21 protein-coding genes are annotated in these 26,499 nt (G+C 71.1%); 11 read left to right on the forward strand and 10 right to left on the reverse strand.

Annotation, left to right across the window (positions count from 1 at the left end):
• Positions 1-56 precede the first annotated feature (56 nt).
• The gene (locus tag ACYVLT_RS08120; RefSeq protein ID WP_461119501.1) at positions 57-1,145 is read left to right on the forward strand and encodes a ferritin-like domain-containing protein; all 1,089 of its coding nucleotides are present in this window, start codon (positions 57-59) and stop codon (positions 1,143-1,145) included.
• A 189-nt stretch (positions 1,146-1,334) separates the two neighbouring features.
• On the opposite strand, the gene ACYVLT_RS08125 is transcribed toward ACYVLT_RS08120, so the two are convergent.
• From ACYVLT_RS08125 to ACYVLT_RS08140, 4 genes are all read right to left on the reverse strand, one after another.
• Complete coding sequence (locus ACYVLT_RS08125) at positions 1,335-2,234, reverse strand: aminoglycoside phosphotransferase family protein (RefSeq protein ID WP_461119571.1); 900 nt, start codon at positions 2,232-2,234, stop codon at positions 1,335-1,337.
• Between the two features lie 122 nt (positions 2,235-2,356).
• The gene (locus tag ACYVLT_RS08130; protein ID WP_461119502.1) at positions 2,357-4,777 is read right to left on the reverse strand and encodes a thioesterase domain-containing protein; all 2,421 of its coding nucleotides are present in this window, start codon (positions 4,775-4,777) and stop codon (positions 2,357-2,359) included.
• Complete coding sequence (locus tag ACYVLT_RS08135) at positions 4,774-6,591, reverse strand: fatty acyl-AMP ligase (RefSeq protein WP_461119503.1); 1,818 nt, start codon at positions 6,589-6,591, stop codon at positions 4,774-4,776. Before ACYVLT_RS08135 ends, ACYVLT_RS08130 begins: the two co-directional genes overlap by 4 nt.
• Positions 6,592-6,747: 156 nt before the next feature.
• Entirely contained in the window at positions 6,748-7,440 is a 693-nt protein-coding gene (locus ACYVLT_RS08140) for a tectonin domain-containing protein (RefSeq protein WP_461119504.1), read from the reverse strand.
• Positions 7,441-7,864: 424 nt separating this feature from the next.
• Here ACYVLT_RS08140 and ACYVLT_RS08145 point away from each other — a divergent pair, with 424 nt between their 5' ends.
• The 8 genes from ACYVLT_RS08145 (at position 7,865) to ACYVLT_RS08180 (ending at position 16,190) form a co-directional block, all read left to right on the forward strand.
• Entirely contained in the window at positions 7,865-8,935 is a 1,071-nt protein-coding gene (locus ACYVLT_RS08145) for a hypothetical protein (RefSeq protein ID WP_461119505.1), read from the forward strand.
• Between the two features lie 35 nt (positions 8,936-8,970).
• A complete protein-coding gene (locus ACYVLT_RS08150; protein WP_461119506.1) occupies positions 8,971-9,951 on the forward strand; it encodes a TauD/TfdA family dioxygenase in 981 nt (326 codons plus the stop codon).
• Between the two features lie 138 nt (positions 9,952-10,089).
• Complete coding sequence (locus ACYVLT_RS08155) at positions 10,090-11,352, forward strand: hypothetical protein (RefSeq protein ID WP_461119507.1); 1,263 nt, start codon at positions 10,090-10,092, stop codon at positions 11,350-11,352.
• 451 nt (positions 11,353-11,803) lie between these two features.
• Complete coding sequence (locus tag ACYVLT_RS08160) at positions 11,804-12,829, forward strand: hypothetical protein (protein WP_461119508.1); 1,026 nt, start codon at positions 11,804-11,806, stop codon at positions 12,827-12,829.
• Between the two features lie 48 nt (positions 12,830-12,877).
• The gene (locus tag ACYVLT_RS08165; protein WP_461119509.1) at positions 12,878-14,278 is read left to right on the forward strand and encodes a NucA/NucB deoxyribonuclease domain-containing protein; all 1,401 of its coding nucleotides are present in this window, start codon (positions 12,878-12,880) and stop codon (positions 14,276-14,278) included.
• A gap of 64 nt (positions 14,279-14,342) precedes the next feature.
• On the forward strand, positions 14,343-14,789 hold the full coding sequence (locus tag ACYVLT_RS08170) for a hypothetical protein (protein ID WP_461119510.1): 447 nt from the start codon (positions 14,343-14,345) through the stop codon (positions 14,787-14,789).
• Positions 14,762-15,289: a hypothetical protein gene (locus ACYVLT_RS08175; protein ID WP_461119511.1), complete on the forward strand. Its 528-nt coding sequence runs from the start codon at positions 14,762-14,764 to the stop codon at positions 15,287-15,289. The genes ACYVLT_RS08170 and ACYVLT_RS08175 overlap by 28 nt, the downstream gene beginning before the upstream one ends.
• 223 nt (positions 15,290-15,512) lie before the next feature.
• Positions 15,513-16,190 carry a hypothetical protein gene (locus ACYVLT_RS08180; RefSeq protein WP_461119512.1) on the forward strand — a complete coding sequence of 226 codons (678 nt, stop codon included), beginning with the start codon at positions 15,513-15,515 and terminating at the stop codon, positions 16,188-16,190.
• On the opposite strand, the gene ACYVLT_RS08185 is transcribed toward ACYVLT_RS08180, so the two are convergent.
• Positions 16,174-16,623, reverse strand: a complete 450-nt coding sequence (locus ACYVLT_RS08185; protein ID WP_461119513.1) for a hypothetical protein — start codon at positions 16,621-16,623, stop codon at positions 16,174-16,176. The two genes, ACYVLT_RS08180 and ACYVLT_RS08185, sit on opposite strands and share 17 nt — an antisense overlap.
• A 112-nt stretch (positions 16,624-16,735) precedes the next feature.
• On the opposite strand from ACYVLT_RS08185, the gene ACYVLT_RS08190 reads away from it, so the two are divergent.
• Entirely contained in the window at positions 16,736-17,587 is an 852-nt protein-coding gene (locus ACYVLT_RS08190) for an AAA family ATPase (RefSeq protein WP_461119514.1), read from the forward strand.
• A gap of 211 nt (positions 17,588-17,798) precedes the next feature.
• On the opposite strand, the gene ACYVLT_RS08195 is transcribed toward ACYVLT_RS08190, so the two are convergent.
• From ACYVLT_RS08195 to ACYVLT_RS08210, 4 genes are all read right to left on the reverse strand, one after another.
• The gene (locus tag ACYVLT_RS08195) at positions 17,799-18,284 is read right to left on the reverse strand and encodes a hypothetical protein (RefSeq protein ID WP_461119515.1); all 486 of its coding nucleotides are present in this window, start codon (positions 18,282-18,284) and stop codon (positions 17,799-17,801) included.
• A 46-nt stretch (positions 18,285-18,330) separates the two neighbouring features.
• The gene (locus tag ACYVLT_RS08200) at positions 18,331-21,318 is read right to left on the reverse strand and encodes a toll/interleukin-1 receptor domain-containing protein (RefSeq protein WP_461119516.1); all 2,988 of its coding nucleotides are present in this window, start codon (positions 21,316-21,318) and stop codon (positions 18,331-18,333) included.
• 164 nt (positions 21,319-21,482) lie between these two features.
• The gene (locus tag ACYVLT_RS08205; RefSeq protein WP_461119572.1) at positions 21,483-23,510 is read right to left on the reverse strand and encodes a HelD family protein; all 2,028 of its coding nucleotides are present in this window, start codon (positions 23,508-23,510) and stop codon (positions 21,483-21,485) included.
• A 248-nt stretch (positions 23,511-23,758) separates the two neighbouring features.
• Positions 23,759-24,703 (reverse strand): GlxA family transcriptional regulator, encoded by a 945-nt coding sequence (locus tag ACYVLT_RS08210; RefSeq protein WP_461119517.1) that lies wholly within the window; start codon positions 24,701-24,703, stop codon positions 23,759-23,761.
• Between the two features lie 71 nt (positions 24,704-24,774).
• Between ACYVLT_RS08210 and ACYVLT_RS08215 the strand changes: the two genes are divergently transcribed.
• A complete protein-coding gene (locus tag ACYVLT_RS08215; protein WP_461119518.1) occupies positions 24,775-25,866 on the forward strand; it encodes a saccharopine dehydrogenase family protein in 1,092 nt (363 codons plus the stop codon).
• Here ACYVLT_RS08215 and ACYVLT_RS08220 read toward each other — a convergent pair.
• A complete protein-coding gene (locus ACYVLT_RS08220; protein ID WP_461119519.1) occupies positions 25,863-26,429 on the reverse strand; it encodes a dihydrofolate reductase family protein in 567 nt (188 codons plus the stop codon). The two genes, ACYVLT_RS08215 and ACYVLT_RS08220, sit on opposite strands and share 4 nt — an antisense overlap.
• Between the last annotated feature and the right edge of the window lie 70 nt (positions 26,430-26,499).

A 26,499-nucleotide genomic window follows, 5' to 3' on the forward strand; every position in this document is an offset into this window, starting at 1 on the left:
TGGGCACGATGAGGCGTTTCTACGGTCACATCCGCGATGGCCCAGGGGAGACGCCCATGACGACGACAGTGGATCAGGACGCGGTGATCGTCGCTCGGATGGGGACCTCGGACGGCGACCTCGACATCGAGTGGCTGAAGAAGGCGCTGCAACACGCCATGATCCTGGAGTTGGCCACCATCCCGCCGTACTCCTGCGGACTGTGGTCGATCATGGACCCGGCCAGGTACAAGGACGTCCACAGCAGCATCCGCGAGATCATCTTCGACGAGATGTCCCACATGGCGTTGGTCGGCAACATGCTCAACGCCATCGGCGGCACCCCGGTGCTGGCCGAGGAGGACGTGGTGCCCCGCTACCCGGGCCCGCTGCCCGGCGGCGTGCGCCCGGAGCTGGAGATCCACCTGGCCGGGCTGACCCGCTCGACGGTGGAGATGTACTCGTTGATCGAGGAGCCGGACGAGCCCATCGTCTCCTTCTCCCCGGACGCTCCGGAGACCTACACCTCGATCGGCGCCTTCTACCGCAAGATCAAGACCGCCTTCAAGGCCATCGGCTCTTCTGCGATCCAGGCCCGCAGGCAGATCGTCTTCGACCTGTCGCTCAAGCACGGCAAGGGCAACGCGATCATCCCCATGGCGGACCTGGACACGGTGCTCAAGTGCCTCGACATCATCATGGAGCAGGGCGAGGCGACCTCCACCTCCCCGGAGAACCCCCACTACCTCAAGCAGGGCGAGCTCTCCCACTACTACGCCTTCCGCGAGCTCTACCACGGCCGCAAGCTGCAGCGGGTCGGTGAACGCTGGTCGTTCACCGGCGCCAAGATCACCATGCCCCGCACCTACGCGGCGGCCGAAGTGCCCCCGGGCGGCTGGGCGGCCCACCCCACCATCACCCAACACGACCCCAAGGTCCTGGAAGTCCTGCACGCGTTCAACCGCGAGTACAGCGGCATGCTGCGCACCCTCCAGACCGCGTGGGGCACCGACGACCCCGCGACGGCCAAGGAGCAGGTCACGCACGCGATCGCCCACATGGGCAAGATGCGCCAAGTGGCACAAACGATCATGGCCGCACCACTGCCAGACAACAGCGGCTGGCACTACTGCCCCGAATACCGCTTCACACGCGACGCCCAATAGTCCCTGTGACGGCCGCGTCCCAAGTCCTCGGGCATGGTCCCCGGGCTGCCGCCACGTCCCCGGCTGGCAGGCCAGTCAGGTGGCCTTGGCGTTCTCGCCCGGAGTGAGGGGACGGGTGGTTCAGACTCGACTGCTGACCCCCGGCGCGGCGGGTCGGGTCGACCGGGCAGTGGCCGACCGGTGGCGGACTCACGTCGACGACGTGTCCGCCAGGATGCGCGCCAAGGTGCGTCGGCCCATCCTGCTCATGGCCGGGTTGCTCTCGACGTAGTACCAGACGGCTCCCATCGCTTGTTCGAAGGCCCAGGCCTTGCCGCGCTGCCACTGAAGGTCGTCGCACCCGAGGTCGTCGCGGAAAGCCTGCCGTGGGCCGGGTTCGAGCAGGTGCCACGCACCTACGAGATCCAAAGCGGGGTCCGCGGCACCCAGTCCGCCGACATCGATGATCCCGGTCAGGCGCCCGTCGGACACGAGCACGTTGCCGGGGATCAAGTCGCCGTGGGTCATCGTGTCGCCGGCGGTACCACGCGGTAGGTCGCGCAGGGCGTTCCACTCGCGGCGAAGCCTCGGGACGTCCAGGAGTCGTCCGCTGTTCTCGAAGCAGACCTCCATCCAGGCGTCGTGGGATCGCAGGTCCCCTCCTCGGCCTTTCCCGCTGAACGTCCGGCCCCGTGTATCGATGGCGCGCACACCGCGGACGAGCTCGGCGAGGTCGTGCGCGAACGCGACGGACTCGCCCGGATCCTCCTCCGCGGCCACCACTCCAGGCAGCCAGGTCTGTACCGACCACGGAAGCGGGTAGTCCGTTCCGGGTTCACCCAGCGCGACCGGTTCCGGCGTGCGGAACCGCGTGCGACCCGCCAGCTCTCGCGCTGCCTCGGCCTCGACCTCCAACCACCGCCGCACCGACCCGACCTCACCGGGCCGCAAGGGAAAACGAGCGGCGAGCCGGTCACCGATGCGGAAGATCGCGTTGACCGTCCCCTGCGAAGCGACACCCCTCACGGGCAGGTCCCGCCACTGGGGGAACTGCTCATCGACCAACGCGCGCACCGTCTCCAGCGCCACGGTCAGTTGGGTGGCATGCATCTTCACGACAGCGAGCTTCAGTTACTTCGATCTCCGAGCGCAACCTCGTTTCCCTGTCGAGCCACCTCCACAAGTGCGACGCGACAGGCGGTCATCGACCGAGGCTCGTCGCCGGCTGTCCGTCAGGTTCTGGGTGTGCGGGCTGATCGGGGTGTGGTGAGGCTGTGGCGGATGGCTGTGGCGAGTGGGGTGAGGTGGGGTGGTTGGAAGAGGGTGAAGTGGTCTCCTGGTACCGGCACGGTGGTGAGGTTGGGCAGGAGTCGGGGGTTCCAGCCGTTGTGGGGGTCGTCCAGGGGCAGGTCGATGTGCCGGTCGCCGCGCAGGACCGGGGGGAAGCCGTCGGTTGCCGTGAAGAGGGTGACGGGCAGGTCGGAGGGCGGTGGCTGGTAGCGCACGTACGCTTCCAGGCTGGCCTGGTAGGTGCGGAGCATGGCGAGGATGAAGTTCTCGTCGGGCAGCATCCCGGTGGCGCCGAGGAGGCGGGCGAGCTGTTCGCGCCGGTGTTCGGGGGAGGTGTCGGCTTCGACCACCGGCCGTTGGGCTGTGCCGGTGGGGTCGACGATCCGGTTCATGGTCGCCAGTTCCTCGATGGCCGCCGTCTCGTCCGGGGGTGGCGGGTGCTGGCCCGGGAACGGGACGTAGGTGTCGAGGAGGAGGACGTTGGCGATCTCCTCACCGGCGGTTCGCAGTTGCAGCCCGGTCTCGTAGGCCACCAGGCCACCGAAGGAGTGGCCGCCCAGGAGGTAGGGGCCGTGTGGTTGTGCCCGCCGGATTTCCTCGGCGTAGCGTGCGGCCAGTTGTTCGACGTCCGTGTACGGTTCCTCGCTGCCGTCGTGGCCGGGTGCCTGGATGGCGCAGAACGGGTGCGCGGGTCCGAGTTCCCTGGCCAGGGGGCGCAGGTACTGGACGGTTCCGACCGCACCGCCCGCGCAGAAGAGCGGGTGTGAGGTGGTCATGGGGAGCAGCAACGGGGATCGGCCGGGTGCCGGCGCCGTGCTCCGGCCGGCGGTGAGGTGGTGGGCGATGGCACCGATCGTGGGCTGGTTGACCAGGTCGATGGATGCCACGTGGGTGCCCAGCAGGTCCGACAGGGCGGCTTGCAGGGAGGCGAAGCTGATGGAGTCGAAGGGGTAGTCGTACAGCGGCGCGTCCAGGTCGATGTCCTGGAGCGGGATGTCCAGTTCGGTGGCGATGGCGGCCGAGAGCCAGACGCCGAGTTCGGCCTCGTCCAGCGGTGCGGTCCGGGACGTCGGCGGTGCCGGTGGCGCGACGGCGTGGGCGGTGGGTGCGGGGAAGAAGCGCCGCGCGAGGTCTTGGGCGTAGGCCACGGTGCACTCGATCAGTTCGAAGGCGGGCAGGCTGCCCGCGTGGTAGGTCCGCCGTCGGCCCTGCATGTCCTCCAGCCGGTCGAGGACCCCTTCCCGCAGGTCGTCGCTGCCGAAGTGCGGCATGAACTCCCAGCGGCGCTGTAGCGTCACCGACCGCACCCTGCCGCCGAGCTGTTCCGTCTGCTCACCGAGCAGTTCCGCGGTCTTCTCCTCGGAGTGGTCGGGACTGCCGTACACGTAGCCGGTGTACACGTCGCGGTCGTGGTGGCGGTGGTGGAACGACGCGCAGTGCCCGACCGCCGAGCTGCTTCCGGTCCGTTCCGGCAGGAGGTAGAACCCGGAGCGTGGCAGGTCTTCGGCGGTGAACACGAGGGTGCGGTAGTCGATGTGGCGTACTTTCGCCGCGATCTCCCGCTCTTCCGAGGTGGCGTCCAGCACCGGCAGGAGCCTGCCGAGCGGGACGGTCAGGACGAGGTCGTCGGCTTCCACGACACCGGCCGCGGTGGTGATCCTGACGCCTTGGCCGCCGCGTTCGACGCGGTGGATGCGGGTGGTGAGCCGGATGTCGGGCAGGGTGTCGGCGATCCGCTGCCACAGCCGACCGAAGCCGCCGGCGATGGTGAACGCACCCGCGGTCGCCATCAGCTCGGGGTGGTCCGAGACCAGGCCGGTGAGCTCCGCGTACTTCACGAAGTACAGCGCGGGTAAGTCGGAGCGCAGCTGCCCGTAGCCGGCCGAGGTGTACCCGGTGCCCAGTGCGGCGGCGAGTGGCTGGAGGCGGTTGTCGGCCAACCACTGGTCCACCGGGGCGGCCAGGGCGCGTGCGGAGTGGGCAAGACCGGGTGAGGCGATGTCGGGGAACCGCGCGGCGCGCAGGGCGGCGTAGCGGCGGTGGCCGTCGGAGCGGGTCAGGGGCGAGAGGTCGGGCGGCGCCCAGGTGCGGGTGACCGGGTCGTGCACGAGGGTCGGCGTCGCCTGTTCGGTGGGGATACCCAGGTGGGAGGCGAGCTGGGCCAAGGCCGTGTACCGGGGCGTGCAGATGTGTCCGCCCAGGTCGTAGCCGCGGCCGTCCACGTCGATGGAGGCGCACTTGCCGCCGGGCGTGTCGGCGGCTTCCAGGACGATGGGGTGGTGGCCGGTGCGGTGCAGTTCGCGGGCGAGGGTCAGACCGGTGGGCCCGGCCCCGACGACGCACACGGTGCGGGCGGAGGTCATGGTGAGGACTCCTGTCCGGACGTGGCGGGCTGCTCGTGCACGACGAGGGTGGTGGGGGCGCGGTGGACCGCACCGGAGAGGAAGGCTTGCTTGCAGGCGCCGCGGCGCACCTTGCCGCTGGTGGTCTTGTCGACGGTCCCGGGACCGCCGAGGACCACGGCGTGGCACACCAGACCGTGGTCCATGCGGACGTGGTGGCGTACCGCCTGGATCAACTCCCGCAGCCGCTCGGGGCCGAGCCGGGTCTGGCGGGTCTCGACGAAGACCACGACCCGCTCCGCGTCCCCGCCGGGCACCGGTTCCAAGGCGAACGCGGCCACGCCGCCCGGCCGGACCAGCGGGTGCGCCCGGGACGCGCTCGCCTCGACGTCCTGCGGGTAGACGTTCCGGCCGCGCACGATCATCAGGTCCTTGAGGCGCCCGGTGACGAAGAGCTCCCCCTGGTGGAAGAACCCGAGATCCCCCGTGCGCAGATACCTTCGGGGATCGTCGTCGTCCGCGACCGAGGCCTCGAACAGTCCCCGGTTCTCCTCGCCGAGCCCGTAGTAGCCGGCCGCCTTGGTCGGGGAGTCCACCCAGATCTCCCCGACCCGATCCTCCGGGCAGGGCCTGCGCGTGCCCGGATCGACGATCCGGACCCGGGAATCCGCCTTGGTGACGCGGCCACTGCCCACCAGGGTGATGCTCTCGGCCGTGCCGGAGCTGTCCGGCACCGGCACGACGCGCCCTCGGTCCAGTGCGGCCCGATCCAGGCGCAGCACCGCGCGACCACCCATGGTCACGCCCAACGTGCACTCGGCCAGACCGTAGGCGGGGTAGAAGGCATCCTCGGCGAGTTTCGCGGGGGCGAAGGCGTCGAGGAACCCGCGGACGGTTTCCGGACGTACCGGCTCGCCCCCCGAGCACACCACCCGCAGCGAGCTCAGGTTCCAACGGGCGCGCTGCTCCTCGGTGCTCTTGCGCACCACGAGGTCGAACGCGAAGTTCGGTGCGGCGGTGTGCGTGGCACGGACGCGGTCCATGACCTCCATCCACAGCGCGGGACGGCGCAGGAAGGACATCGGGGACATCAGGTGGGTGCTGGAGTTCCCGACGACCGTGGACAGGATGAAGCTGATCAGGCCCAGGTCGTGGAAGTGCGGCACCCAGCACACGCCGCGGGTGTCCGGCCCCAGGCCAAGGGCCTCGGTGTTCGCCTCCACCTCGGCCTGCACGTTGCCGTGGGTGACCACGACACCGCGCGGGGCGCTGGTCGAGCCCGAGGTGTACTGCAGGAAGGCGATCTGCGCGGGGTCCTCGGGCAACCGCCACTCCAGCAGTAGGGGTGCGCTGGGTCGGGCACGGTCGGTGCGCCGCCAGGTCAGGTCCGGCCAGCGCATCCGGTGGCGAGCGAAGAGCGAGGTGAAGTTCCCTGCCGTCCTGGCCAGCTCGTAGGTGCTGTTCGTCAGGGCGGTCTTCGCCCCGCAGTCGGCGGCGATCCGGGTGAAGGCGGCCACGTCGTGGCGCAGGTGCAGCGGGTCGGGTGGGCACACCGGAACCGGCAGCACACCGGCGGCCAGGCAGCCCAGGAAAGCCCCGACGAAGTCCAGGGAGGGGGGATAGACCAGCAGCGCCCGGTCACCGGGGGCCAGGCCCCACCCCGGCAGGGCGCGCGCCACCGCGTCGGCCTGACTCGCCAGGTCCGCGACGGTGAGCCGCCGGCGGTCCACACCCTTGTCATCGACGAAGGTGAACAGGACCCGGTCGGGATCCTGCTCGTACAGGAACAGGAAAGATTCGAGCAGACTCCGCGTCATCGAAGGGACAACGGTCACGCAGCACCTCGCAACGAGACTATCTGCTGGGGGCGATTCGGCCATCCGTCCGGCCCCACCTCACGGCCGGACCGGTGGAGCCGCGATATCGGACGTGCGAGGTGAGTGCGCATCGGCTCGCACCACCGCGCTGAACGGGTCAGCGGGCCACCTCGATCAGTTGGGTGCGTCTCCGGTGTAGCGGAAGATGCTGCCAACGGAGTCGACGCCCCACACGGTGCCGTCGGCGCCCGCACCGATGTCGGACAGAGTGCCGGAAATGCCCACCCACGGGTTCTCGTCGTCGTTGGTGTAACGGTAGACCTGGCCGCTGGAATTCACCCCCCACACGCTGGTCCGGGAGCCGACGTCGATCCGGCTCAGGCCGCCGGGGATGCCGATCCAGTGGTTGGCCGCCCAGGTGTAGCGGTAGATCTGGTCGGATGAGTTGACCCCCCAGACCGTGCCGTCCGCCGCGGCGCCGATGTCGACGAGTCCACCGGGGATCCGGTCCCACGGGTCGGCGTCGTCGCCGGTGTAGCGGAAGATCCCGCCGATCGGGTCGACGCCCCACACGTTGGTCCTCGACCCCACCGAGATGCGCGCCAGCTTGCCGGGGATGTTGAGCCACTCGTTGGCGTCGGTGTCCCCGGTGTAGCGGAAGATGCTGCCACCGGAGTTCACGCCCCAGACCGTGCCGTCGGCGCCCGCACCGATGTCCGCCAGCCCACCGGGGATGCCTGTCCACGGGTTGTTGTCGTGGTTGGTGTAGTGGTAGATCTGACCGCTGCTGTTGACACCCCACACCACGGTTCGCGAGCCGACTGCCATCGCCGAAAGACCACCCGCGATGTTCTTCCAATGAGCCACTGATCGCGCCTTTCATGCCGTATCGGATATTCGCGAGAGCGGGATGAACAACGCCTGGTTGCCGGCTGGATCGTCCACCCCGGCGGCCACTGCTTTCTCATTGCCGGCCGATTGGAACGTATCAGCCTCGGAGTCGTCGAAGAGCGGGCTCGATCGTTGTCACTCCAATCGATCCAGAGGATCACCTCCGTGCCGCGAGTGCCCGTCGGATGAACTGTCTGGGTGTTGCCTGAAGGTGGACGTGGGCTGTCCGGGTGAACCTCCACCATTTGTGTGGACTTCGTGGTGAAATCTTCGACGTGCTGGACGCTTGCGGACTCACTCGCACCGCGTAATACCCGATCAGCGGATCCTGCGAGGTCTGCTGGGCGGAATACTCGCGGTTGTGGACGCATCAACGGCCTCCCGGTATCCGCCTGTTGCGGTGTTCAGGGACCCGCGCCCCGGCGGGACCGTCCCCGAGTTCGACCTCCCGGTCCGCGTCCTGGCGCAGCGGACCGCGGCGGCGTTGACCGCGGTGCCGACGCACGCCGGTCCGGTTGACCGCACCGCCGCCCTGCGCCGGGCATCGGCGGTCGCGGACGGATTGGTGGCGGCACTGTCCGCCCGGGGCGCGGCGGTGGTCGGCGAGGACCTGCCGGCCGGCTCGATCAGCGAGTCGTTCTTCCGCGTGCGTGAGGTGGACCTGTCCGACCACCAGGCCGCCCTGCACGGCGCGTCGATCGTGCAGCGCGGCCTGGACGACCTGTGCGAGGCGCCGCTGTCGGGCGCCGACCTGGCCGTCGAGGTCGCCGGCATGGCACAGGCCGTACTCGACCTCACCGGCGCCACCACCCCGGAGGCCCCACTCGACGAGCTTTCGCCTGCCGCCGCGACGGGCTGCACGTCGCTGGAGGCCCAGTGGACGGCGCGGTGGATCGTGGGCCACCAGGTGCACGTGCTGTTCAACACCTGTGCGGCGGTCGCGGTGACCGACGCCGCGCACCACCTGCGCCACGGCGCCGTCCAGGCAGCCCTGCGGCGGCTCGGGCACGCGACCACCTTCGTGCGCGGGTTCCCCGCCGCCATGACGCACGCGAGCACGATCCCGGTCGAGTACTACACCGCCGCCGTCCGTCCCACCATGCAGCCGCCCGAGGTGGAACGTCCGTTGAGCGGACGGCAACACCGCGGCTACAAGACGTTCCGCGCCGCGATGAAGGACCTGCTCGCCGTGCTGCCCGAGCCCTACGAGCGGCTGGCCGCCCGCGACCCGCAACTCGCCGCCGCACGCGACGCGCTGCTCGAAGCCGACCTCATCGACGGCGAACGGCACGTCACGCTCGCCTACTCGATGGTGCGCCTGCAACGCTCCATCGCCCAACTGCCCGACGGCCCGGACAACGCCGTCGGCGAACTACGCCTGATGCGGCACCGACGAGCGGCCCGGTACGCGCCGCTGCTCCGCTTCGGCGACCACTACGTCGCCGAGGCCGTGTCCGCCTTGCGGCACTGACCCGAAGACCGCACCGGAACCAGGAGCCGACGCCGATGCCCGAGCTCGCCGCGACCGCCACCGCCGAACTGGCGTTGTCGCCGTCCGACACCGCTCAAGTCGAACGCCTGGCACGGGAGCTGTGCTCCGACGACCGGGACCGGGTGGACGCGCCGGAGTGGGTCGCCCGCGCCCGGGACGCCTGGGACGACGCGCCGCTGTCCTTGCGACGCGGGGTGCGCCGGTTCCGGCGGCACTCGGGCCCCCAGGGGGTGCTGGTGATCCGCGGGTTGCCGATCGACGGGACCGCGCTGCCCGCCACGCCGTCCGCGCCGGACTCGGTGCAGCGCGAGCCCACCGTCGCCGCGGCGGTGCTCGCCATGGTGGCCTGCGGACTCGGCGACCCGGTCGCGTACCTGGCCGAGAAGTCCGGTGCCCTCGTGCAGGACGTCGTCCCCGTGCCCGGCAGGGAGAACTTCTCCGGCAACGCCGGATCGGCGCTGTTGACCTTCCACAACGAGAACGCCTTCCACCCCCACGAACCCGACCACGTCCTGCTGCTGTGCCTGCGCGCCGACCACGACCGCAGCGCGGGCCTGCGCACCGCCTGCCTGCGCGAAGTGCTGCCGCTGCTGCCCGAAGCCACCCGCGAGGTGCTGTCCGAACCCGAGTTCGTCCTCCGGCCGCCACCCTCCTTCGGCGCCGACGACACCACCCGCGCACCACAGCCGGTGCTCTTCGGAGCGGTCGAGGACCCCGACATCAGGATCGCCCAGATCGCCATCACCCCGGTGACGGAGCGAGCCGAAGCGGCCTTGGCCGATCTCGCCCGCGCCTTCGACGACGCCTCCCGCACCACCCGGCTCACCCCGGGCGACATGGCGATCATCGACAACCGGGTCGCCGTGCACGGCCGCACCCCCTTCCGCCCCCGCTACGACGGAGCCGACCGCTGGGTGCAGCGCACCTTCGCCGTCACCGACCTCCGCCGCTCCCGCGACCACCGCCTCGACGACGGCTACGTCATCACCCGATGACCTCGGCCGCCTGCCTTCGTGTGCCTGATTCCTGTTGGCACGTAATGGAATCGGCCTGCGCGACAGTCGAGCGGTGATCGGGACGCGTCACCCGATCGATACGTAGCCCGCCCGGTTCAGGCGTGATTCGATCAACAAGTGAACCCGATCGAGGAAGTCGGCCGCGGGCCGAGAGCCGCCGACTACCCCTACGCGTTCCACATCGCCCTGGACGGCAACGGGCTCAACGGTTTGGAGGGCCGGGCCGGGGTGTGCGTGTTCCACTACAACCCGGTCAGCGGACGGCACACCTCCCGGATCGAGTACTACGACGGTCTCTCCGGCGGGCACGCGATCAGCCTCAGCCCCGACCGGCGCACCGGGTTCCTCGGCAACACCGGCCAACACCTGGCCTTCTACGACACCGCGAGGCCCGAGGAGACCGAGCGGGTGTCCACGCTGCGCTTCGAGCCCACCGACTCCTCGATCAAGGGCAGCACGCACGCCGTCTGGCTGGACGGCACCACGGGCATCACCGCCGTCGGCGAGTCGTTCTGGCAGTTCGACGTCACCAAGCTGACCGCCGCCGAGAACATCGGCGCCCACGGCCTGAAGCTCCCGCACGCGATCAAGCGCACCGCCTCCGGGCGCCACCTCGTCTACGGTGGCATGGACCACCCCCGCCGCGGCGAGGCGTGCGAGGTCGGCATCTTCGACCTGGAACGCCGCACGCACCGGGTGGTCGAGCTGCCCGCCACCTGCTGGCACGTCGCCACTCACCCGACCGAGGACCGCTTCTACGCGCTGTCCTTCCGCGTGGTCCCGCAGGAGGGCCGTGACTGGCACGAGTGGGCCATGGCCTACTTCAAGGAGTACGTCTTCGAGATCGACGCCGAGTCCGGCCGGGTGCTGCGGCACTGGACGGCCGCGGGCGACATCCCCGCGCACATCAACTCCGACGTCTGCCTCTCCGACCGCGAGCTCATCTACTGCACCGGCGGCAGCAACACCGTCGTCCTGATCGACCTGGCCGACTTCTCCTCCTACCGGATCATCGACGAACGACCCGACCTGCGTCACCAGGTCAAGGCCGGACGCCAGGCCGCACGACAGGTCCTCGACGTCCTGACCAGGGGTTCGGCGCTGGCGAGCACGAAGCACTTCCTCGCCGCGCTGCGCGTCAGCCGGGGCACCCTCATCGACGGCGTCTACGCCTGCCAGCTCTCCGCCGACCAGACCCTGCTGTTCACCGCCAACCGCGGCCTCAACACCATCACCGTCTACGACTACCCCTCGTGCACCGTGCGCCTCCGCGTCAAGATGCCCGACCTGCACGACCACGTCGACGGCCTGCGCCCCTGGTCCGACCCCCGCCTCGGCTTCCACCACGGCGCACTCATCAGTCCCACCGCCCACCGGTAGGGCCGGGCGGCCTCGCCAGGCACACCCGCTGATTTCGAATTCGCTCACCGCTTGCGGCCCCGTGCGATTCAGCCGGGACCGGCCACGGTCCGGACGCGGTGGTGACCGCCTCCTGCCGGCGGGACACCCAATCCACCGCAGCGGCAGGTAGGGCCGTGCCGACGCACGTCGAGCCGGCCCGGGTGGCGGCAATCCGCGCAGCCACAACGAAATCACCGTCGACGACTCGACCCCACCGCGCGCTTTCGGCTGCGCTGCACGTTCCTTGACGGCCTCAGCGCCGCCGTGCCAGGTTCGAGGGCGAATCACGCACCAGATCGGCGGCAGCCGGTCCGCGGGGCACAAGAATTCACTCTCCTCGCCGAATCCCGACGCGAACGTCGGCCGTATTTCCCATGCGCATTCACATGTTCCGTGAAGGGGTGGCATGCGTCATCGAAGAGGTTGGTCCGTGAAGACCACGAGCATCCTCCTGATCATTTCGGCACATCTCGCACTGGTGGTGGCACCGGTCTCGGCAGCTCCCTCACACAACGAGCCGGACGGTGGGCCGGCGATCCAGGCCAACACCGACGCGGGGCTGTCCGGGGGCCGCGCCTACGACGTCACCGGCGACAACTGGCCGGACCTCGTGACGCGCAACCGCGCGTCCGGCGTGCTGCAGGTGCACCCGCACTCCGGCCTGGTGAACGGGACGTCGACGTTCCTGCCCGGCGTGCAGGTCGGCACCGGTTGGCAGGTCCACAACTGGATCGGCGTCGGCAACTTCACCGACAGCGTCGCCAAGGACGGCACCGAGCAGGACGAGCGCGAGGTCTACCTCGGTGACCTGATCGCACGCCGGGCGAGCGACGGCGCACTGCTCCTGTACCAGCACAGCGGCACGTTCAACGGCACTTCCACCTGGCTGCCACCGGTCGTCGTCGCGACCGGCTGGGGAACCGTGCGGCGGATCTGGGTCGCCGACGCCGACCTCGACGGGTTCGACGACCTGATCGCCATGGACAGCCAGTTCACCGTCTGGGTCTACCCGAACTCCCGGTTCCTCAACGGCGCGAGCACGTTCACCGCCAGGATCAAGGTCTCCGCGTCGGTGGGCGGACCGTCCAGCGACGTGCGGGCGTACCACTTCTTCGCGCCCTGGTACCAGGACGCGCCCGACTTCATCTCGGCGTTGCCCGGCAGCGGCGGGTCGGTCTACTACATGCCGAACAGCCACGGCCCGGTGAACGAGAGCACGTGGGCGCGCTGGAACGGCGCCGGCGCGCGGGTCGTCTCCTACGACGCGGTCGTGTCCAGCGCCACGGTCACGCTCGCCGACGTCACCGGCAACGGCAGCGAGGACCTGGTGACCTCCCTCTACAACGGTGAGCTGTGGCTGCACCCGGTGCGCGTGCCCAGGCTCGGGCAGGCAGCCGGCGTCGACGCCCGCGTCTTCCTCGGGGGCGGGTGGGACGTCTATGACGTCATCACCTGATCCCGCGCCCACCACCCGCGTTCCCCAGCCGAGATCGAGGTGTTCACGTTGAGCAGGCGCAAGACCGTCGTGGCCGCTGTCGCCCTGGCGTTAGCGGTGATCATCCCCGCCGGCGACCTGACCGCCAACCCACCCGCCGTTGCGGCGCCCGCCGGCACCCCGGTGCCCACCGGCACCCCGGCACCGGACGAGCCCGGCACGGACCGCGAACCGGCGCGGCTCAACGCAGGCGGCCCGGACCAGCACTCCCCGAGCCGGGAGGAGGCCATCGAGCACTTGCTGCGGCAGGCTCCCAAGGGGGACGACCTCTACCACCTCCACCGGGACCGCAAGTACAAGGTCTCCACCCACCCCTCGGAGTACGACGAGCAGAGCGGCACGTTCCAGGCCCTGGCGGACGACGTCGGCTACGAGGAGTGCGAGGAGAACACCGAGGTCGAGAAGTTCTGGTTCAAGAACCGGTTCAACCTCTGCATGACGCAGGAGGTCGAGGTCGCGCACTTCCAGCTGCCGAACCCCGTGCCCGTCGGCCACTCCTTCTTCGAGGCGACCGTCATCGCGACGGCCGTGCCGGGCACGCAGGACACCCGGTTCGGCATCCGGCTGCGCCACCTGCGGGATGTCGGGACGACCGTGCCCTCCGTCATGGGGATCACCCTCGACTGCTTCAACGCCGACCCGTCGCGCACCAGCACCTGCGCCGCCGAGGCCGACGAGCCCGCCCTCGCCGTGGGGTACCCGTTCGCGGCCTGGCAGGGGGCGCTGAGCGGCCTGCCCTTCGGTTTCACGACGCGCACGACCACCACCGCCGTGCCGGGCACCGACAAGTACGCCGCGGAGCTGCGGGGCTACTTCTCCTACCTGTTCCACATCCGGATCGCGTCGCAGGGGCTGCCGCCCAACTCCACCGCGCTGCGGCACGAGTTCTGGCGGTGCGACTCGGCCCTGTACGTCTACAACACCAACGGCCGGTGCGTCTTCCACCACGCCATCTCGTCGATCCAGATGAGCGCCACCAGCGCCACGATGGGCAAGTCCGCGTCGTTCATCCGGGACGCCCAGAACGGCGGCCCCAACGTGGCGCCGATCATCTCCGGCAAGAAGGTCCCGGGCCGGTTCGGGGAGAGCGAGCTGCACCGACTCTACAAGGCCTACGACACGAACAAGAAGATTCCCGCGTCCCGACGCAAGATCAAGCGGACCTGTCGTGACTACTTCTCCAGCAACTACACCCGCGGACCGGGCGGGATGAAGATGGAGTGCGACGAGTACCCGTTCGCCACGACCTACGAGAACGCCGCCCTGGTCGACCCGCAGTCGGTGTGGAACTACGCCGTGCGGCCGGTGCCGAGGACGGACAACGGCGCGGCCGGCAACTACTACGGTGAGTGGCTCAGCCGGGACCGCCTCCTCGACGGCGACCCGTTCTACGTGATCATCACTCCCTGACGCCGGGCTGACGTGGCGCGGACGGCGGCCTCGACCCGACGCCGTCCGCGCTAGCCTGTCGACCGTGACGACCCCCGCACGCGGACCCGTGACGGCGTTCGACGACACCGTGGACGTGGAGTACTCGCGGTTCTGCCTCCAGGACATGGCGCGCATGGACGGCGCGTTGTCGCTGCGGCCGCCAGAGGACGACGACTGGCTGATCGTCGGCGGCCCGGGCGGGGTGTTGTTCCGCAGCGCCGGCAGCGACCACAACCCGCCCATCCGGCTGGAGCTGTGGGCCGTCCGCCCGGAACCCCCGGAAACCCGGTGGCGGGAGTCCGCCGAAGCGGTGTTCACCACCGCCGGGACGGAGCTGCGGCTCTGGTCGGTGACGGCCGCGCTGGGGGAGAGGACCCTCGTCCTGCCCGCGCCCGGCGACTACCAGGTGGAAGCCTTCGTGCGCGGGGAGGCGGACCCCGACGAGGAACCGGAGGACGAGGAGTGGCTCGTGCGCATCTGGCCGGCGTGACCGCCCTGCTGCTCGCGCTCGCCGCGTGCGCGGAGGAGCCGACCGAACCGGAGGTCCCGAGGTCGGGCGGGTTCAGCTGCGTCGCCGCCGGCGACACCGGCACCCGGCACTGCGCGCGCATCGCCGAGGACATCACCCGCCGGGCCCCGCTCGACGAGGCCGGCCGCCGCCGGGCCGAGGAGGTCGCCGCCGCCGTCCAGCGAACCACGTCGCTGCTCGGCAGCTGCCCGGTGGCCGAGGCGAAGTGCGCGACTTCCGCGCCGCGCCCGCCCACCGCCGACGACGTCACCGCCCTCACCCGCGAGCTGACCGCCAAGGGACTGACGACCACCGCGCGGCTCGCCGCAGCCGACGACCCCGCGCCGACCGGATCCCTGCTGTACGCGGTGGACGTCGAGCCAGGGGCCTGCGTGGTCGGCCACCTCACGGCCATCCCGGGCGGCGGCGCGGGGCACTACGTCGCCGGACACCTCCCGGAGGGCGGCTGCCTGACCCCCTGACCCACCGCCGCCGACGCCGGTCTGGCTGCGTCGGCGGCGGTACTGGCGGACGAACCCCGCACGACGTGGTGCAGGAACAGCCGGCCGGGACGTTCTGGCCTGATACCGACGGTGACCTCACCGGCACCACCCCAGTCGACCTCGACGTGGGGTGTTGTCCCGGTCGGCTGGTTTGCGCGGTGACGTCGTGCGGATAGTGAGGCGGGGTGGGAGAGTGCGCTGGGTGGTCGATCGGTCGGTGGTGGCGTGGATGCTGGGGGCCTTCGTGGTCGCGTTCGTCGTCACGCGGTTGGTGACGCGGATGATCCGCGCTGGGCGTGGGCCGTTCCGGGATGTCAGTGCGGGCGGGGTCCATGTGCACCACCAGGTGTTCGGCATCTTTCTGCTGCTGGCGGCAGGGGCGGTCGGCCTGGTGTTCCGCCCGGCGGAGGGTTGGGCCGACGTGACCGCGGTCGTGTTCGGGGTGGGGGCGGCTCTGACGTTGGACGAGTTCGCGCTGTGGCTGCGGCTGGACGACGTGTACTGGGGTCCGGAGGGGCGGCAGTCGGTGGACGCCGTGTTGGTCGCGGTGGTCGTCGGGTTGCTGTTGCTCGCCGGGTTCTCGCCCTTCGACGACGACCCGGACGACGGCAGCGTCGCCGCGGTGCTGCTGGTGGCGGTGAACCTGGTGTTCGCCGTGGCTGCGATCCTGAAAGGACGGACGCTGCTGGGCATCCTGGGGCTGTTCGTGCCGCTGCTGGCGCTGTTCGCCACCTGCCGCGTGGCCCGGCCGGGATCACCGTGGGCCCGCCGCTGGTACCGGCCGGGCTCGCGGCGGTTGGCCAAGGCGCAGCACAGGTTTCCGCCGGGCCGCCGCAACCGCTGGGATCCACTGGTCGACCTGTTCACCGGGTCGCGATGAACGGCCCGCTTCGGGCCGATCGGCACAGCTCGCGATGGACGGCGCGCTCGCTCAACGGTCCACTGTGGTGCATGGAGCGGCACGAACCGGTGACGTGGCTGGTTGTGGTGGACAGGTCGGCGTGCACCAGGTAGTCCGGGTGGACGCCGTCGTCACTGGTGCGGCGTTCGAAGACGATGTCGAGTGAATCGCCCGGCCGGACTTCCACGGCGGTGTCGAACAGCGGCAGGTAGGCGGGTATCCAACTGGTGCGTTGCCGCAGCGAGTCCACGATCGGCGCGCCGCCTCCGGTGCGGGGTGTTGTTTCGTGTCCCACCGGTTCGCCACGGTCCGGGCCGCCGACCCGGTCGTCGTGCTCGACCATGGCCGCGTGTCGCAGGTCGGCACGCACGACGCCCTGGTGGCCGGCGGTGGTCTGTACGCCGAGCTTCACGAGATGCAGGCACGTGTCTACCGATAGGAGTTCCGACCCAGTGGTTGATCTACCTGTGCACCCGTCCTCGGCCCGGTTCGTCCCACGATCGGGTGGAGGTGAGCTCCTCGACGTGACCGGTCTGCTCGCCGACCTGGCCGGGGAGGACGGGATCGCCGCCCGGCTGCTGGAGCGCTTGGCGCCGGGCGACCTCGACGGCGGGACGGTGGCGGTCGCCGACCTGATCGGCGCCGCCTCGTGGGAGTCGGACCGGCTCGGCGACATCACCGTGCGGCCCGAGCACCTGGTGCTGGGGTGGGCGCGGCTGGCCGCCGAACGCGACGACGGGCGGGCACCGGCCCTGGAGCGGGTCCGGGAGGAGTTGCAGTGGGTGATGGCCGAGCGGGCTCAGCTGACCTACGAGCAACTCACCCCGGTGCCGCGACCGGACGCCGTCCGGCCACCCAGGACGGTCCTGCTGGCCGGGGTGCCGGGCACCGGGAAGAGCACCCTGGCGGAGGCGCTGGCCTGGCGGCTGCGCGCGCCGGTGTACTCGATGGACTGGCAGCTGGGTGCGCTGGTCCCGTTCGGGGCGCTGCGATTGGACAACTCCCTGCCGTTGGCGGAGGCGAACGTGACCGCGTCCATCGCCCGCCAGGTGCAGCTCGGGTTGGACGTGATCGTGGACGCGACCGGTCACCGCCGTGAGGTGCGGCAGCGGTGGCGTTCGGTCACCGAGCGGCTGGGTGGGGTCTTCGTCGGGGTGGAGTGCGTGTGCTCGGACGAGGCGGTGCAGCGGGGCCGGGTCGAGGGCAGGTCGCGTGGCATCCCCGGCTGGCACTCGACGGTGTCGTGGGAGCACGTGCTGCGGATGAAGGGGCGTTGGGAGCGGTGGGACGAGCCGCACCTGGTCGTGGACTCGGCGGTCGGGTCGCCGGAGCAGGTGCTGGCCGAGGTGCTGGCCGCGGTCGACGCGGCGGGATGAGGGCTTCCTGCTCGTCGAGGACGTCCTGGTAGCGGGGGACGTCGGACGGGTGCGGGCGGAGGCCGAGCGGTTGTGCACTCGACCACGACGAAAGGGTGATGGAGAAGGACGGTCTGACCGTTCGGGCTTTCGCAGGCAGATGATCGGACAGGCCAGGGCGATCATTGCCTGGTGGACGCCCGGCGCCGACACCCACACCGCCCCGACCCGCTCATTGACCGCTTGCGACGGACACCAATTCCATCCACGTCAGAGTCGCGATCATCGCCAGGGTGTCGCACAGCGACAGGGAGTCCGCGGCGGCGGAGGGAGGGCCCATGCCGTAGCACCCGCCCTTCTTCATGACGTTCACCGCGCCCAGGACGTCGTCCGCTACTGCGACGATCTTGTGGGACTGCTCCGCGGTGGTGGTCTCGTCCGCGATGACGGCTTCCTTGAACTTCTCGACCGCTCTGCCGGCGCCGATCAGTTCCTTGGCACAGCGCGCCTGGTCGAGATGCTCCGGCGAACACGACCGAAGGGAGTTGACCCCGTAGGTGGTGCTGAGTTCCCGGAGCCGCTGTTCGGGGTCGAGCGGTACGACCCCGGACGTGGATGCGGCTGTCGAGGCGGTCGGTGGTGCCGGTTGATCGGCTCCGCCGCACGAGACGATCGCGAGCACCGCCGAGACCGTGACCAGGATGCGGCTGCGGATCACCGAGTCCCCTCCGACTCCTCGCACCGGCGCCGTCCGGGTATCCGGGTCATGGGCACACCTGCCGGTGCGGCACGTCCGGCGCGTACGTGGCCCACTCCTCGGCCGTCAGCGACCGGCTCACCTGGGCGCACAGCGCGCGTTCGACGTCGACCAGGTGGCCGGCCCGCCACAGGCGCACCGACCCGTCCTCGCCAACCCCGGCGAGCATCGTGCCGTCGGGGCTGAAGGCCACCGCCCGCACCGCGCCGTCGTGGGCGAGGTGCTCGGGCCCGATCCGCTGCCGGGAGTCGACCTGCCAGAGCCTCACCGTGCCGTCCCCGCCGCCGGAGGCCAGCAACTCGCCGTCCGGGCTGAACGCCACCGAGAACACCTGCCCGCTGTGCCCGGTCAGCGGTTCGCCGATCCGCCGGCGCGTCTCGACGTCCCACAGCCACACGAGGTTGTCGGAACCGGCGGTGGCCAGCGTCGTGCCGTCGGGGCTGAACGCCACGGAGCGGACCGGTCCGTCGTGCGCCTGCGTCAACGTGACACCGTCGCCCCCGTTGACGGGCCACAGGTGCACGGCGCCGTCCTCCGCGCCCGCGACCAGGGTCCGGCCGTCAGGGCTGAACGCGGTGGTGTACGCCGTCCGGCCCTTCAGCACGGTTCGGGTCGACGTCCCGGTCACGGGATCCCAGTAGTGGACCGTGGCCTTCTCACCATCGCGTTCGAGGCTGTTCGAGGCCAGGGCCGCCGTCCGGCCGTCGGGGGAGTAGGCCAACGACCACACGGGACGGATCGGACCGTACTGCGCGGCGACGCGGACCGCGCCCGTGGTCGGGTCCACAGTGGACACCGTGCCGGCGGTCGCGACGCCCGGCCCCGCCTGTGCACCGCCGACCAGCAGCGTCGAGCCGTCCGGGCTGTACGCCAACGAGCGCACGGTCCGCGTGTCGCCCGTCGTCAACCGGCCGACCGAGGTGCGCCGGGCGGTGTCCCACAGCAGTACGGTCGGTCCGTCCACGACCCGCGACCGGAGGTGGGCGACCTCGTCGTCGTCCAGGAGCCCCGGGTCGAACCCGAGGCGGGTCAGGGACGCCTCCCATCCGTCACCGTAGACGCAGACGTCCCAGCTGCGTTCGGCGCAGTAGGAGCCCTGCGCCGGCGGGGCGAAGTCCCTGCCGTAGTCGCCGCCGGTCGCCAGGAACCGGCTGTCGGGGCTGAACGCGGCGGCGTGGACCGGGCCGGGGTGGCCGGTCATCGGGTCGGCGGTCCGCAGGTGGTTCTCGACGTCCCAGACGCGGATCACGCCGTCGCCGTCGCCGGAGACCAGCGTCGGACCGTCCGGGGCGAACGCCACGGACAGCACCGGACCGGCGTGCCCGGCCAGCGGGTCGCCGACCTGGCGCCGGGTCGTGACGTCGAACAGCCGCACGGCACCGTCACGGCCACCCGTCGCCAGGAGGTGCCCGTCGTGGCTGAAGGCGACCGACGGGCGTGCCGTGGTCGGGTCGCCGCCGGTGGGCGCGGTGAGGGGTTCGCCGATCGGACGGCGCACGGCGGTGTCCCAGAGCCGGACGACGCCGTCCGGGCTCGCCGTGGCCAGCAGCGCGCCGTCCGGGCTGAAGGCCAAAGCGGGTGCGGCGTGGTCGGTGGTGTCGGTCGGGTGGGTGGTCAGCGGCTCACCGACCGGGGCCAGGGTGGTCGCGTCGCGGAACCGCAGCCGCCCGTCGCGCCCGCTGGTCGCGATCAGCGACCCGGCCGGGCTGAACGCCACGTTCGAGGTCCACGTGGTGACGGCGGGGAACTGCGGCCCGAGGTCGCCGTGGGCGACCCGCTGGGAGGTGCGCAGGTCCCACAGCTGCACCGAATGCTCCGACCCGCTGACCACCAGCAGGCCCCCGTCGGGGCTGAACGCCACCGTCCGGTGCTCAGGGCGATCGAGGTCGTCGAGGGGATGGGTGGCCACCAGTCGCGGGTCGCTCGGCACGCCCCGCTCGTCCAACCTCCACACCTGCACCTTGCGCCGACTCGTGACGGCGAGGTGCGAGAGGTCGGGGCTGAACACGACCGTCTTGACGGGGCCGTCGTCCAACGGCTGCGTGGGCGCGACCTCCCGGCGGGTGGCGAGGTCCCAGTGGCGCACCTCCATCGTCCCGGCGACCAGCGTGCCGCGCGGACCGACGGCGACGGCGTGCACCGGGGCCTCGCCGCCGTCCATGGCGGCCAGACCGGCGCGGTCGGCGGCCAGGAGCATCGCCGTGCGGGACTCGGCGGTCGGGTCGACCGCGTGACCGGCCAGGGCGAGCAGCCGTGCCAACTCCGGGTCCCGGTCGCCCACGGCCTGGCTGCGGGCCGCGAGCCCGCGCGAGAGGTCCGCGGTGTGCTGGTCCTCGGTCCGGGACCAGAGCAGGGCGCTCAACACCAAGGCGACGGTGAGCAGCAGTGCGACCCCGCCCACCGCGATCCGGCGTAATCGCCTGCCGAGTCGGTGTTGTCGCGCGTCCTCGCTGTCGATGGCGTCGACGTCGCTGCCGTGGATCGGCGCGGCCACGGCCGCCACGGCCCGGCGGAAGCCGGCGTGCCCCAGCGACAGCTGACTCTCCTCGCGCGCCCAACTCAAATCGACCCACAACGGCTCGGCGGTGAACCAGCCACGCAGCCGCGGCGGCAACGCATCGGTGCGGTCCCAGTCGAAGTCGTTCCCGCCCCAGGCGATCGTGCCGCCGGTCAGCACGATCAGGAAGGTCTCCCGCTCACGGTGCTCGACCCAGTGCTCGACCTCGCGTCCCACCCACGGCGACGCCGCCGCCTCGGGTGAGGCCAGCAGGACGAAGAAGCGGGAACGACCCAGCGCGGCGGTGATGGTGCCCCACAGGTCCGGGTTGGCGGCGAGGTTGGTCTGGTCGCGGAACACCCGCAGCGCCCGCAGTTGGTTCCACCGCTTGGCCAGCCGGTGCAGACCCACTTCGACCGCCGGCGCGAGCCGGTCGTCCGCGGCATGGCTGTAGGACAGGAAGGCGTCATAAGAGGTGCTCGGTCGTTCGTCAACCACCCGATCCCCCGCCAGTGCTGGGTGACATCAAGTAACCATCGGTGACCTTACGCGACTGCGTGCGACGAGCGGCGCCGATTCCGACAGCTCCTGGCTTCGCCGCGGCGCGATGTCGCCGATCTTGCCTCGCGCTGAGCGGAGGAGGTTCTCCGACCGGGGAAGGGTCACCGTCGGTCGGCTGGTGTGATCGGATCGGGTGGGAGTTCCGGGATGGCGGCCAGTTCGGCTGGTGGCCGACCGGGGTGCACGACGCCCAACTGGTGGGTGGCCCTGGTCATGGCGACGTACAGGTCGTTGTGGCCCAGTGGTGCGGTGAGGATCTCGGCCGGGTCGGCGATCAGGACCGAGTCGAACTCCAGGCCCTTGGCCTGATCAGGGGTCAGCAGTACCACCTTGCCGGTCAGGTCCGGTCGGATGGTGAGGGACAGCGCGTCGGCCAGGGACTCGATGTGCGTGCTCGCGGCGATGATCGCGAGTTGGCCGTCGGTGTGTGCCGTGGCGAGGTCGGTGATGACCGTGGTCAGGCCGGCGCGGGTGGTGCCGATCCGCCAGGGTGTCCTGCCGGTCGAGCGGACCGACCGGGATGGCGGCGTTCCGGGGTGGTGGACGGCGAGCAGGTCCGCGGTGGCGTCCATGATCTCGGCCGGTGTGCGGTAGTTGACCGTGAGCCGGGCGAGTTCCCAGCGGTCCCGGACGTGTGGCCGCAGCACGCGGTCCCACGACGGGGCGCCGGCCGGGTTCCCGGTCTGGGCGAGGTCGCCGACGATGGTCATCGACCTGGTGGGGCACCGGCGCATCAGCATCCGCCAGGCCATGTCGGACAGTTCCTGGGCCTCGTCGACGACCACGTGCCCGAACATGGCGTGGTCGTCGCCCTGGCCGACGAGGGCCGCGGCCTCGTCCAGCAAGGGGACGTCCGCGGCGCTCCAGCCGTCGGTCCGCTCACCCTGGACGTCCACCACGAGGTCGGACACCACGTGCTGCGGGGTGAGCGCCGGCCACAGCAGGTCGAGCGCGGCCCGGACGCCGGTGTCGGCGAGCAGTGAGTCCCGCAGACCGGCCCGGTCGGTCTCGTCCAACAGGGTCCTCGGTCCGTCGTCGTGCTCATCGTGGTCGATCACGACACCCGCGGCGGCCAGCGCACGCAGATCGGCCTCGCCGAGCCGGCCGTCCGGGCTGCCGCCGTCGATCGCCTCGCCGGTGTCGGTGAGCACGACCGCCTCCATGCCCTCGATCAGGCGCCGCGCGAGCACGTCCACGATCTCCCGCTGGAAGACCAGCCTGGCCTGGTTGTGCGGAAGTCCGGTCCCCCTGGCCTTGCGCACGGCACGGCCGCAGCCGCGCGGGTCGAGCCGGAGCACCTGCTGCTCGAACTCCACGTCGACCGGGTGGTCCGGTGTCCGGACCCGTGACCGCACCGCCGCCGCCAGCCGCTCGGCCATGGCCGCCTCGCCCTTGAGCCGGGCGATCCCGGGCGGGTCCACCCGGCTGACCTCGACGTCCGGCCGCAGGTCGGCGATGGTCGCGGTCACCACGCTGCTCTCGCCGAGACCGGGCAGGACCTGGCCGATGTAGTCGAGGAAGATCCGGCTGGGACCCACCACCAGGACACCGCGGGTGCGCAGGTGCGGACGGGTGTAGAGCAGGTACGCGACGCGGTGCAACGCGACGGCCGTCTTTCCCGTGCCGGGACCGCCCTGCACCACCAGCACCCCACCTGACGCGTGCCGGATGATCCGATCCTGTTCGGCCTGCAGGGTGGTCACGATGTCGTGCATCCGCCCGGTTCGCTGCGCGGTCACCGCCGCCAACAACGCCGCCTCGCCGACCAGACCGCCGTCGCCGGCACCGGCGGGGTCCAGCAACTCGTCGTCGAGCGCGACGACCGTCCGGCCTCGCGTGGTGATGCGCCGCCGTCGCCGCACCCCCTGCGGCGCGGTCGCCGTCGCGGTGTAGAACGCCCGGGCCACCGGCACGCGCCAGTCCACCAGCAACGGTTCACCGCCCTCGTCCCGGAACAGGCCGAGCCTGCCGATGTAGACGCGCCGACCGTCGTCCATGTCCAGCCGCCCGAAGCACAACCCCTCCTCCACCGCGGCCAGTCGCTCCACCTCCGCCTGCCAGACGGCCACCGCCTCCCCGTCCTCACCGGCCCGCGCCGCCACCAGCCGCTCGGCTGCCTCCTCGCGCATGGCGTCCAGCCGGGCGTACAGGCCCGCCACGTACTCCTGCTCGACGTCGACCTCACGATCGATGCCCCCACCGGTCACCGCCACACGATCCCCCCAGCTCGACGATCAGTGCTTTCGAGCGTGCACGGCGGCACCGGGGAAGAAACAGTCTTGTTCTTCCCCGCCACCTCAGCCGCCCATGTCAGGCAGCCGCCTGGGTGATCATCGGAACGCCTGCCGTCGCGGGGCGTGGTCGTTGTTGCGCGGTGTCATCCCAGGCGGAACGTTGCGCGGTAGGCGGTGGGGGTGACGCCGAGGACGCGGTGGAAGTGTCGGCGCAGGGTGGTGGCGGTTCCCATGCCGCAGCTGGTCGCGATCTGGTCGATCGAGGCGTCGGTGCGTTCGAGGAGTTCCCGGGCGCGGGTGATCCGCTGGTGGTGGAGCCAGTCGAGCGGCCCGGCCTGGAGTTCCGCCCGCATGCGGCGGGCGAGTTGGCGGGTGCTGAGGTTGGCGCGTCCGGCGAGGTCGCGCACGGTCAGGGGCTGGTCGAGACGACTACGTGCCCATTCGAGGGCGGGTGCGAGACCGTCCGGGCCGCGTGGCTCGGCGGGTGTGGTGATGAACTGCGCTTGACCGCCGCTTCGGTGGGCGGGCACGACGAGCCGCCTGGCGATCCCGTTGGCGACGGCGGCGCCGAGGTCGCGACGCACCAGGTGGAGGCAGAGGTCGAGCGCCGCGGTCTTGCCGGCCGAAGTGAGCACGTCGCCCTCGTCGACGTAGAGCACGTCGGGTCGGACGTCGACCTGCGGGTAGCGGCGGGCGAGGTCCTCGGCGTGCATCCAGTGCGTCGTGGCGACCCGGCCGTCGAGCACCCCGGCCGCCGCCAGGACGAACGCGCCGGTGCACAGGGAGGCGATGCGGGCGCCGCGGTCGCGTGCCGTGCGCAGCGCGTCGATGAGCTCCGGGTCGGGGTTCTCGTCGAGGTCGTCGGACGAGGGCACCAGGACGGTGTCGACGTGCGCGATCCCGGCGTACGACGTGGTCGGCAGGTGCGCCAGCCAGGGGTGTGGAGCACCGTCGGCGGTGCAGACCACGAGGTCGTACCACGCGCCGGTGGGGGACAGCTCCGAACGGTCGACGCCGAAGATCTCGGCAGCGATCGCGATCTCGTACAGCATCGCCGAGCCGTGCATGACGAGCGCGAGCCTGAGCATGTCTCATATTGTACGGGGCAGGTCGTTTCGGACACTCGTGCCGGACCGGTGTCACGTCCGACGATGATCTCGTGAACGCGACCGATCGAGTCCTTGTCTACGGCGCCACCGGTCACACGGGGCGCTTCGTCGTCGACGAGCTGCTGCGGCGCGGGTTGGTTCCCGTGCTGGCCGGCCGCAGTGCCGAGCGCCTGGCCGCCGTCCCGCCGCGACACGCGGCGCTGGACCGCCGGGTGGTGGGCATCGACGATCCCGACCTGCTCCGACGTGCGGTGGTCGGGACCGGCGCGGTCATCAACTGCGCCGGTCCGTTCCTCGACACGGCTCTCCCTCTCGCCCGCGCCGCGGTCGAGGTCGGCGCCCATTACCTCGACGTCACCGCCGAGCAGCCGGTCGTGCAGGCCCTCTACCGCGACCTCGACGCGCCGGCGCGTGCCGCGGGCGTCGCCGTCGTCCCCGCCATGGCCTTCTACGGCGGTCTCGCCGACCTGCTGGTCACGGCCGCGCTCGACGGTGGCTCGCGAGCCGACGAGGTCGACGTCGCGATCGGCCTGGACCGCTGGTGGCCGACCGCCGGCACCCGGATCACCGGCGCGCGCAACACCGCGACCCGCCTGGTGATCCGCGGCGGCGCACTGACCGCGCTGGACAGCCCCGCACCGTCCGGGACCTGGTCCTACCCGTCACCGCTCGGCGACCAGTCGGTCGTGCGGCTGCCGTTCTCCGAGGTGATCACGATCGACCGCCACCTCGACGTGGGCGAGCTCCGCTCGTACCTCAACACCGCCCCGCTCGACGACCTCCACGACGCCGCCACACCGGTGCCGACCTCGACCGACGAGCAGGGGCGATCGGCACAGCGGTTCGTCGTGGACGTCGTCGTGCGTCAGGGCACGGACACCCGGCGGATCAGTGCGACCGGGCGCGACATCTACGCCGTCACCGCGCCGATCGTCGTGGAAGGCGCCGTCCGACTCCTCGACGGACGCCACCGCGGCCCGGGCGCGGCGGCACCCGGCGAGGCGTTCGACGCCGCCGACACCCTCGCCACCCTGATGCGGAACGCCGGGGCCATCACGGTCCGGTCCGACCAACAACAAGCCGCGACCACCCTGGTGGGTGACCGCCGACTCGACGGCGGCGACCGAGGCGGAGTCCGCTAACCGCAGACGGACTTGTAGCGCAGGAGGACCGCGCCCGATGCGAAGGTGCGGTTCTCCACCAGTTCCAGCTTCAGCCATGCGTCCAGTGGCGGGAAGAACGGTGTGCCGCCGCCGATCGCGACCGGCGTGACGACCACGTGGAACTCGTCCACCAGGCCGGCCCGGACCAGGGGCGCGGCGAGCGTGGCACCGCCCACCTCCATCAGGCCGTCGGTCTCGGCCTTGAGCCGCCTGGCGACCTCGACCACGTCACCCCGTTCCAACCTGGAGTTCCAGTCGACCGATTCCAGGGTCCGGGAGAAGACCACCTTCGGCATCGCGAGCCACAGCCGGGCGTACTCGGCCTGCACCGGGGGCACGTCGGGTGCCTGGCCGGCGGTCGGCCAGTGGCCCGACATCAGCTCGTACAGCTTGCGCCCGTACAGCGACAGCGCGACCTGCCCGGTGCGGTCGTTCCAGTACTGGTGCAGTTCGTCGTCCGGCGTGCTCCAGCCGAGGTCGCCGTTCGCGTCGACGGTGTAGCCGTCCACCGAGACGTTCAGGCCATAGGTCAACCTGCCCATGGTGGTACAGCATGCCCGAGCCTGGAGTACTCCACGACCGAGGACAGGCTCACCGCCACGTTCCCTGTCG

The sequence above is a fragment of the Saccharothrix stipae genome (assembly GCF_054781895.1).

Coding starts and splice junctions, on each gene's coding strand:
- ACYVLT_RS08150 (WP_461119506.1), top strand. CDS start 8,971: ATGCCCGAGCTCGCCGCGACCGCCACCGCCGAACTGGCGTTGTCGCCG.
- ACYVLT_RS08205 (WP_461119572.1), bottom strand. CDS start 23,510: ATGCGCGAGGAGGCAGCCGAGCGGCTGGTGGCGGCGCGGGCCGGTGAG.
- ACYVLT_RS08125 (WP_461119571.1), bottom strand. CDS start 2,234: ATGCATGCCACCCAACTGACCGTGGCGCTGGAGACGGTGCGCGCGTTG.
- ACYVLT_RS08210 (WP_461119517.1), bottom strand. CDS start 24,703: ATGCTCAGGCTCGCGCTCGTCATGCACGGCTCGGCGATGCTGTACGAG.
- ACYVLT_RS08120 (WP_461119501.1), top strand. CDS start 57: ATGACGACGACAGTGGATCAGGACGCGGTGATCGTCGCTCGGATGGGG.
- ACYVLT_RS08130 (WP_461119502.1), bottom strand. CDS start 4,777: ATGACCTCCGCCCGCACCGTGTGCGTCGTCGGGGCCGGGCCCACCGGT.
- ACYVLT_RS08220 (WP_461119519.1), bottom strand. CDS start 26,429: ATGGGCAGGTTGACCTATGGCCTGAACGTCTCGGTGGACGGCTACACC.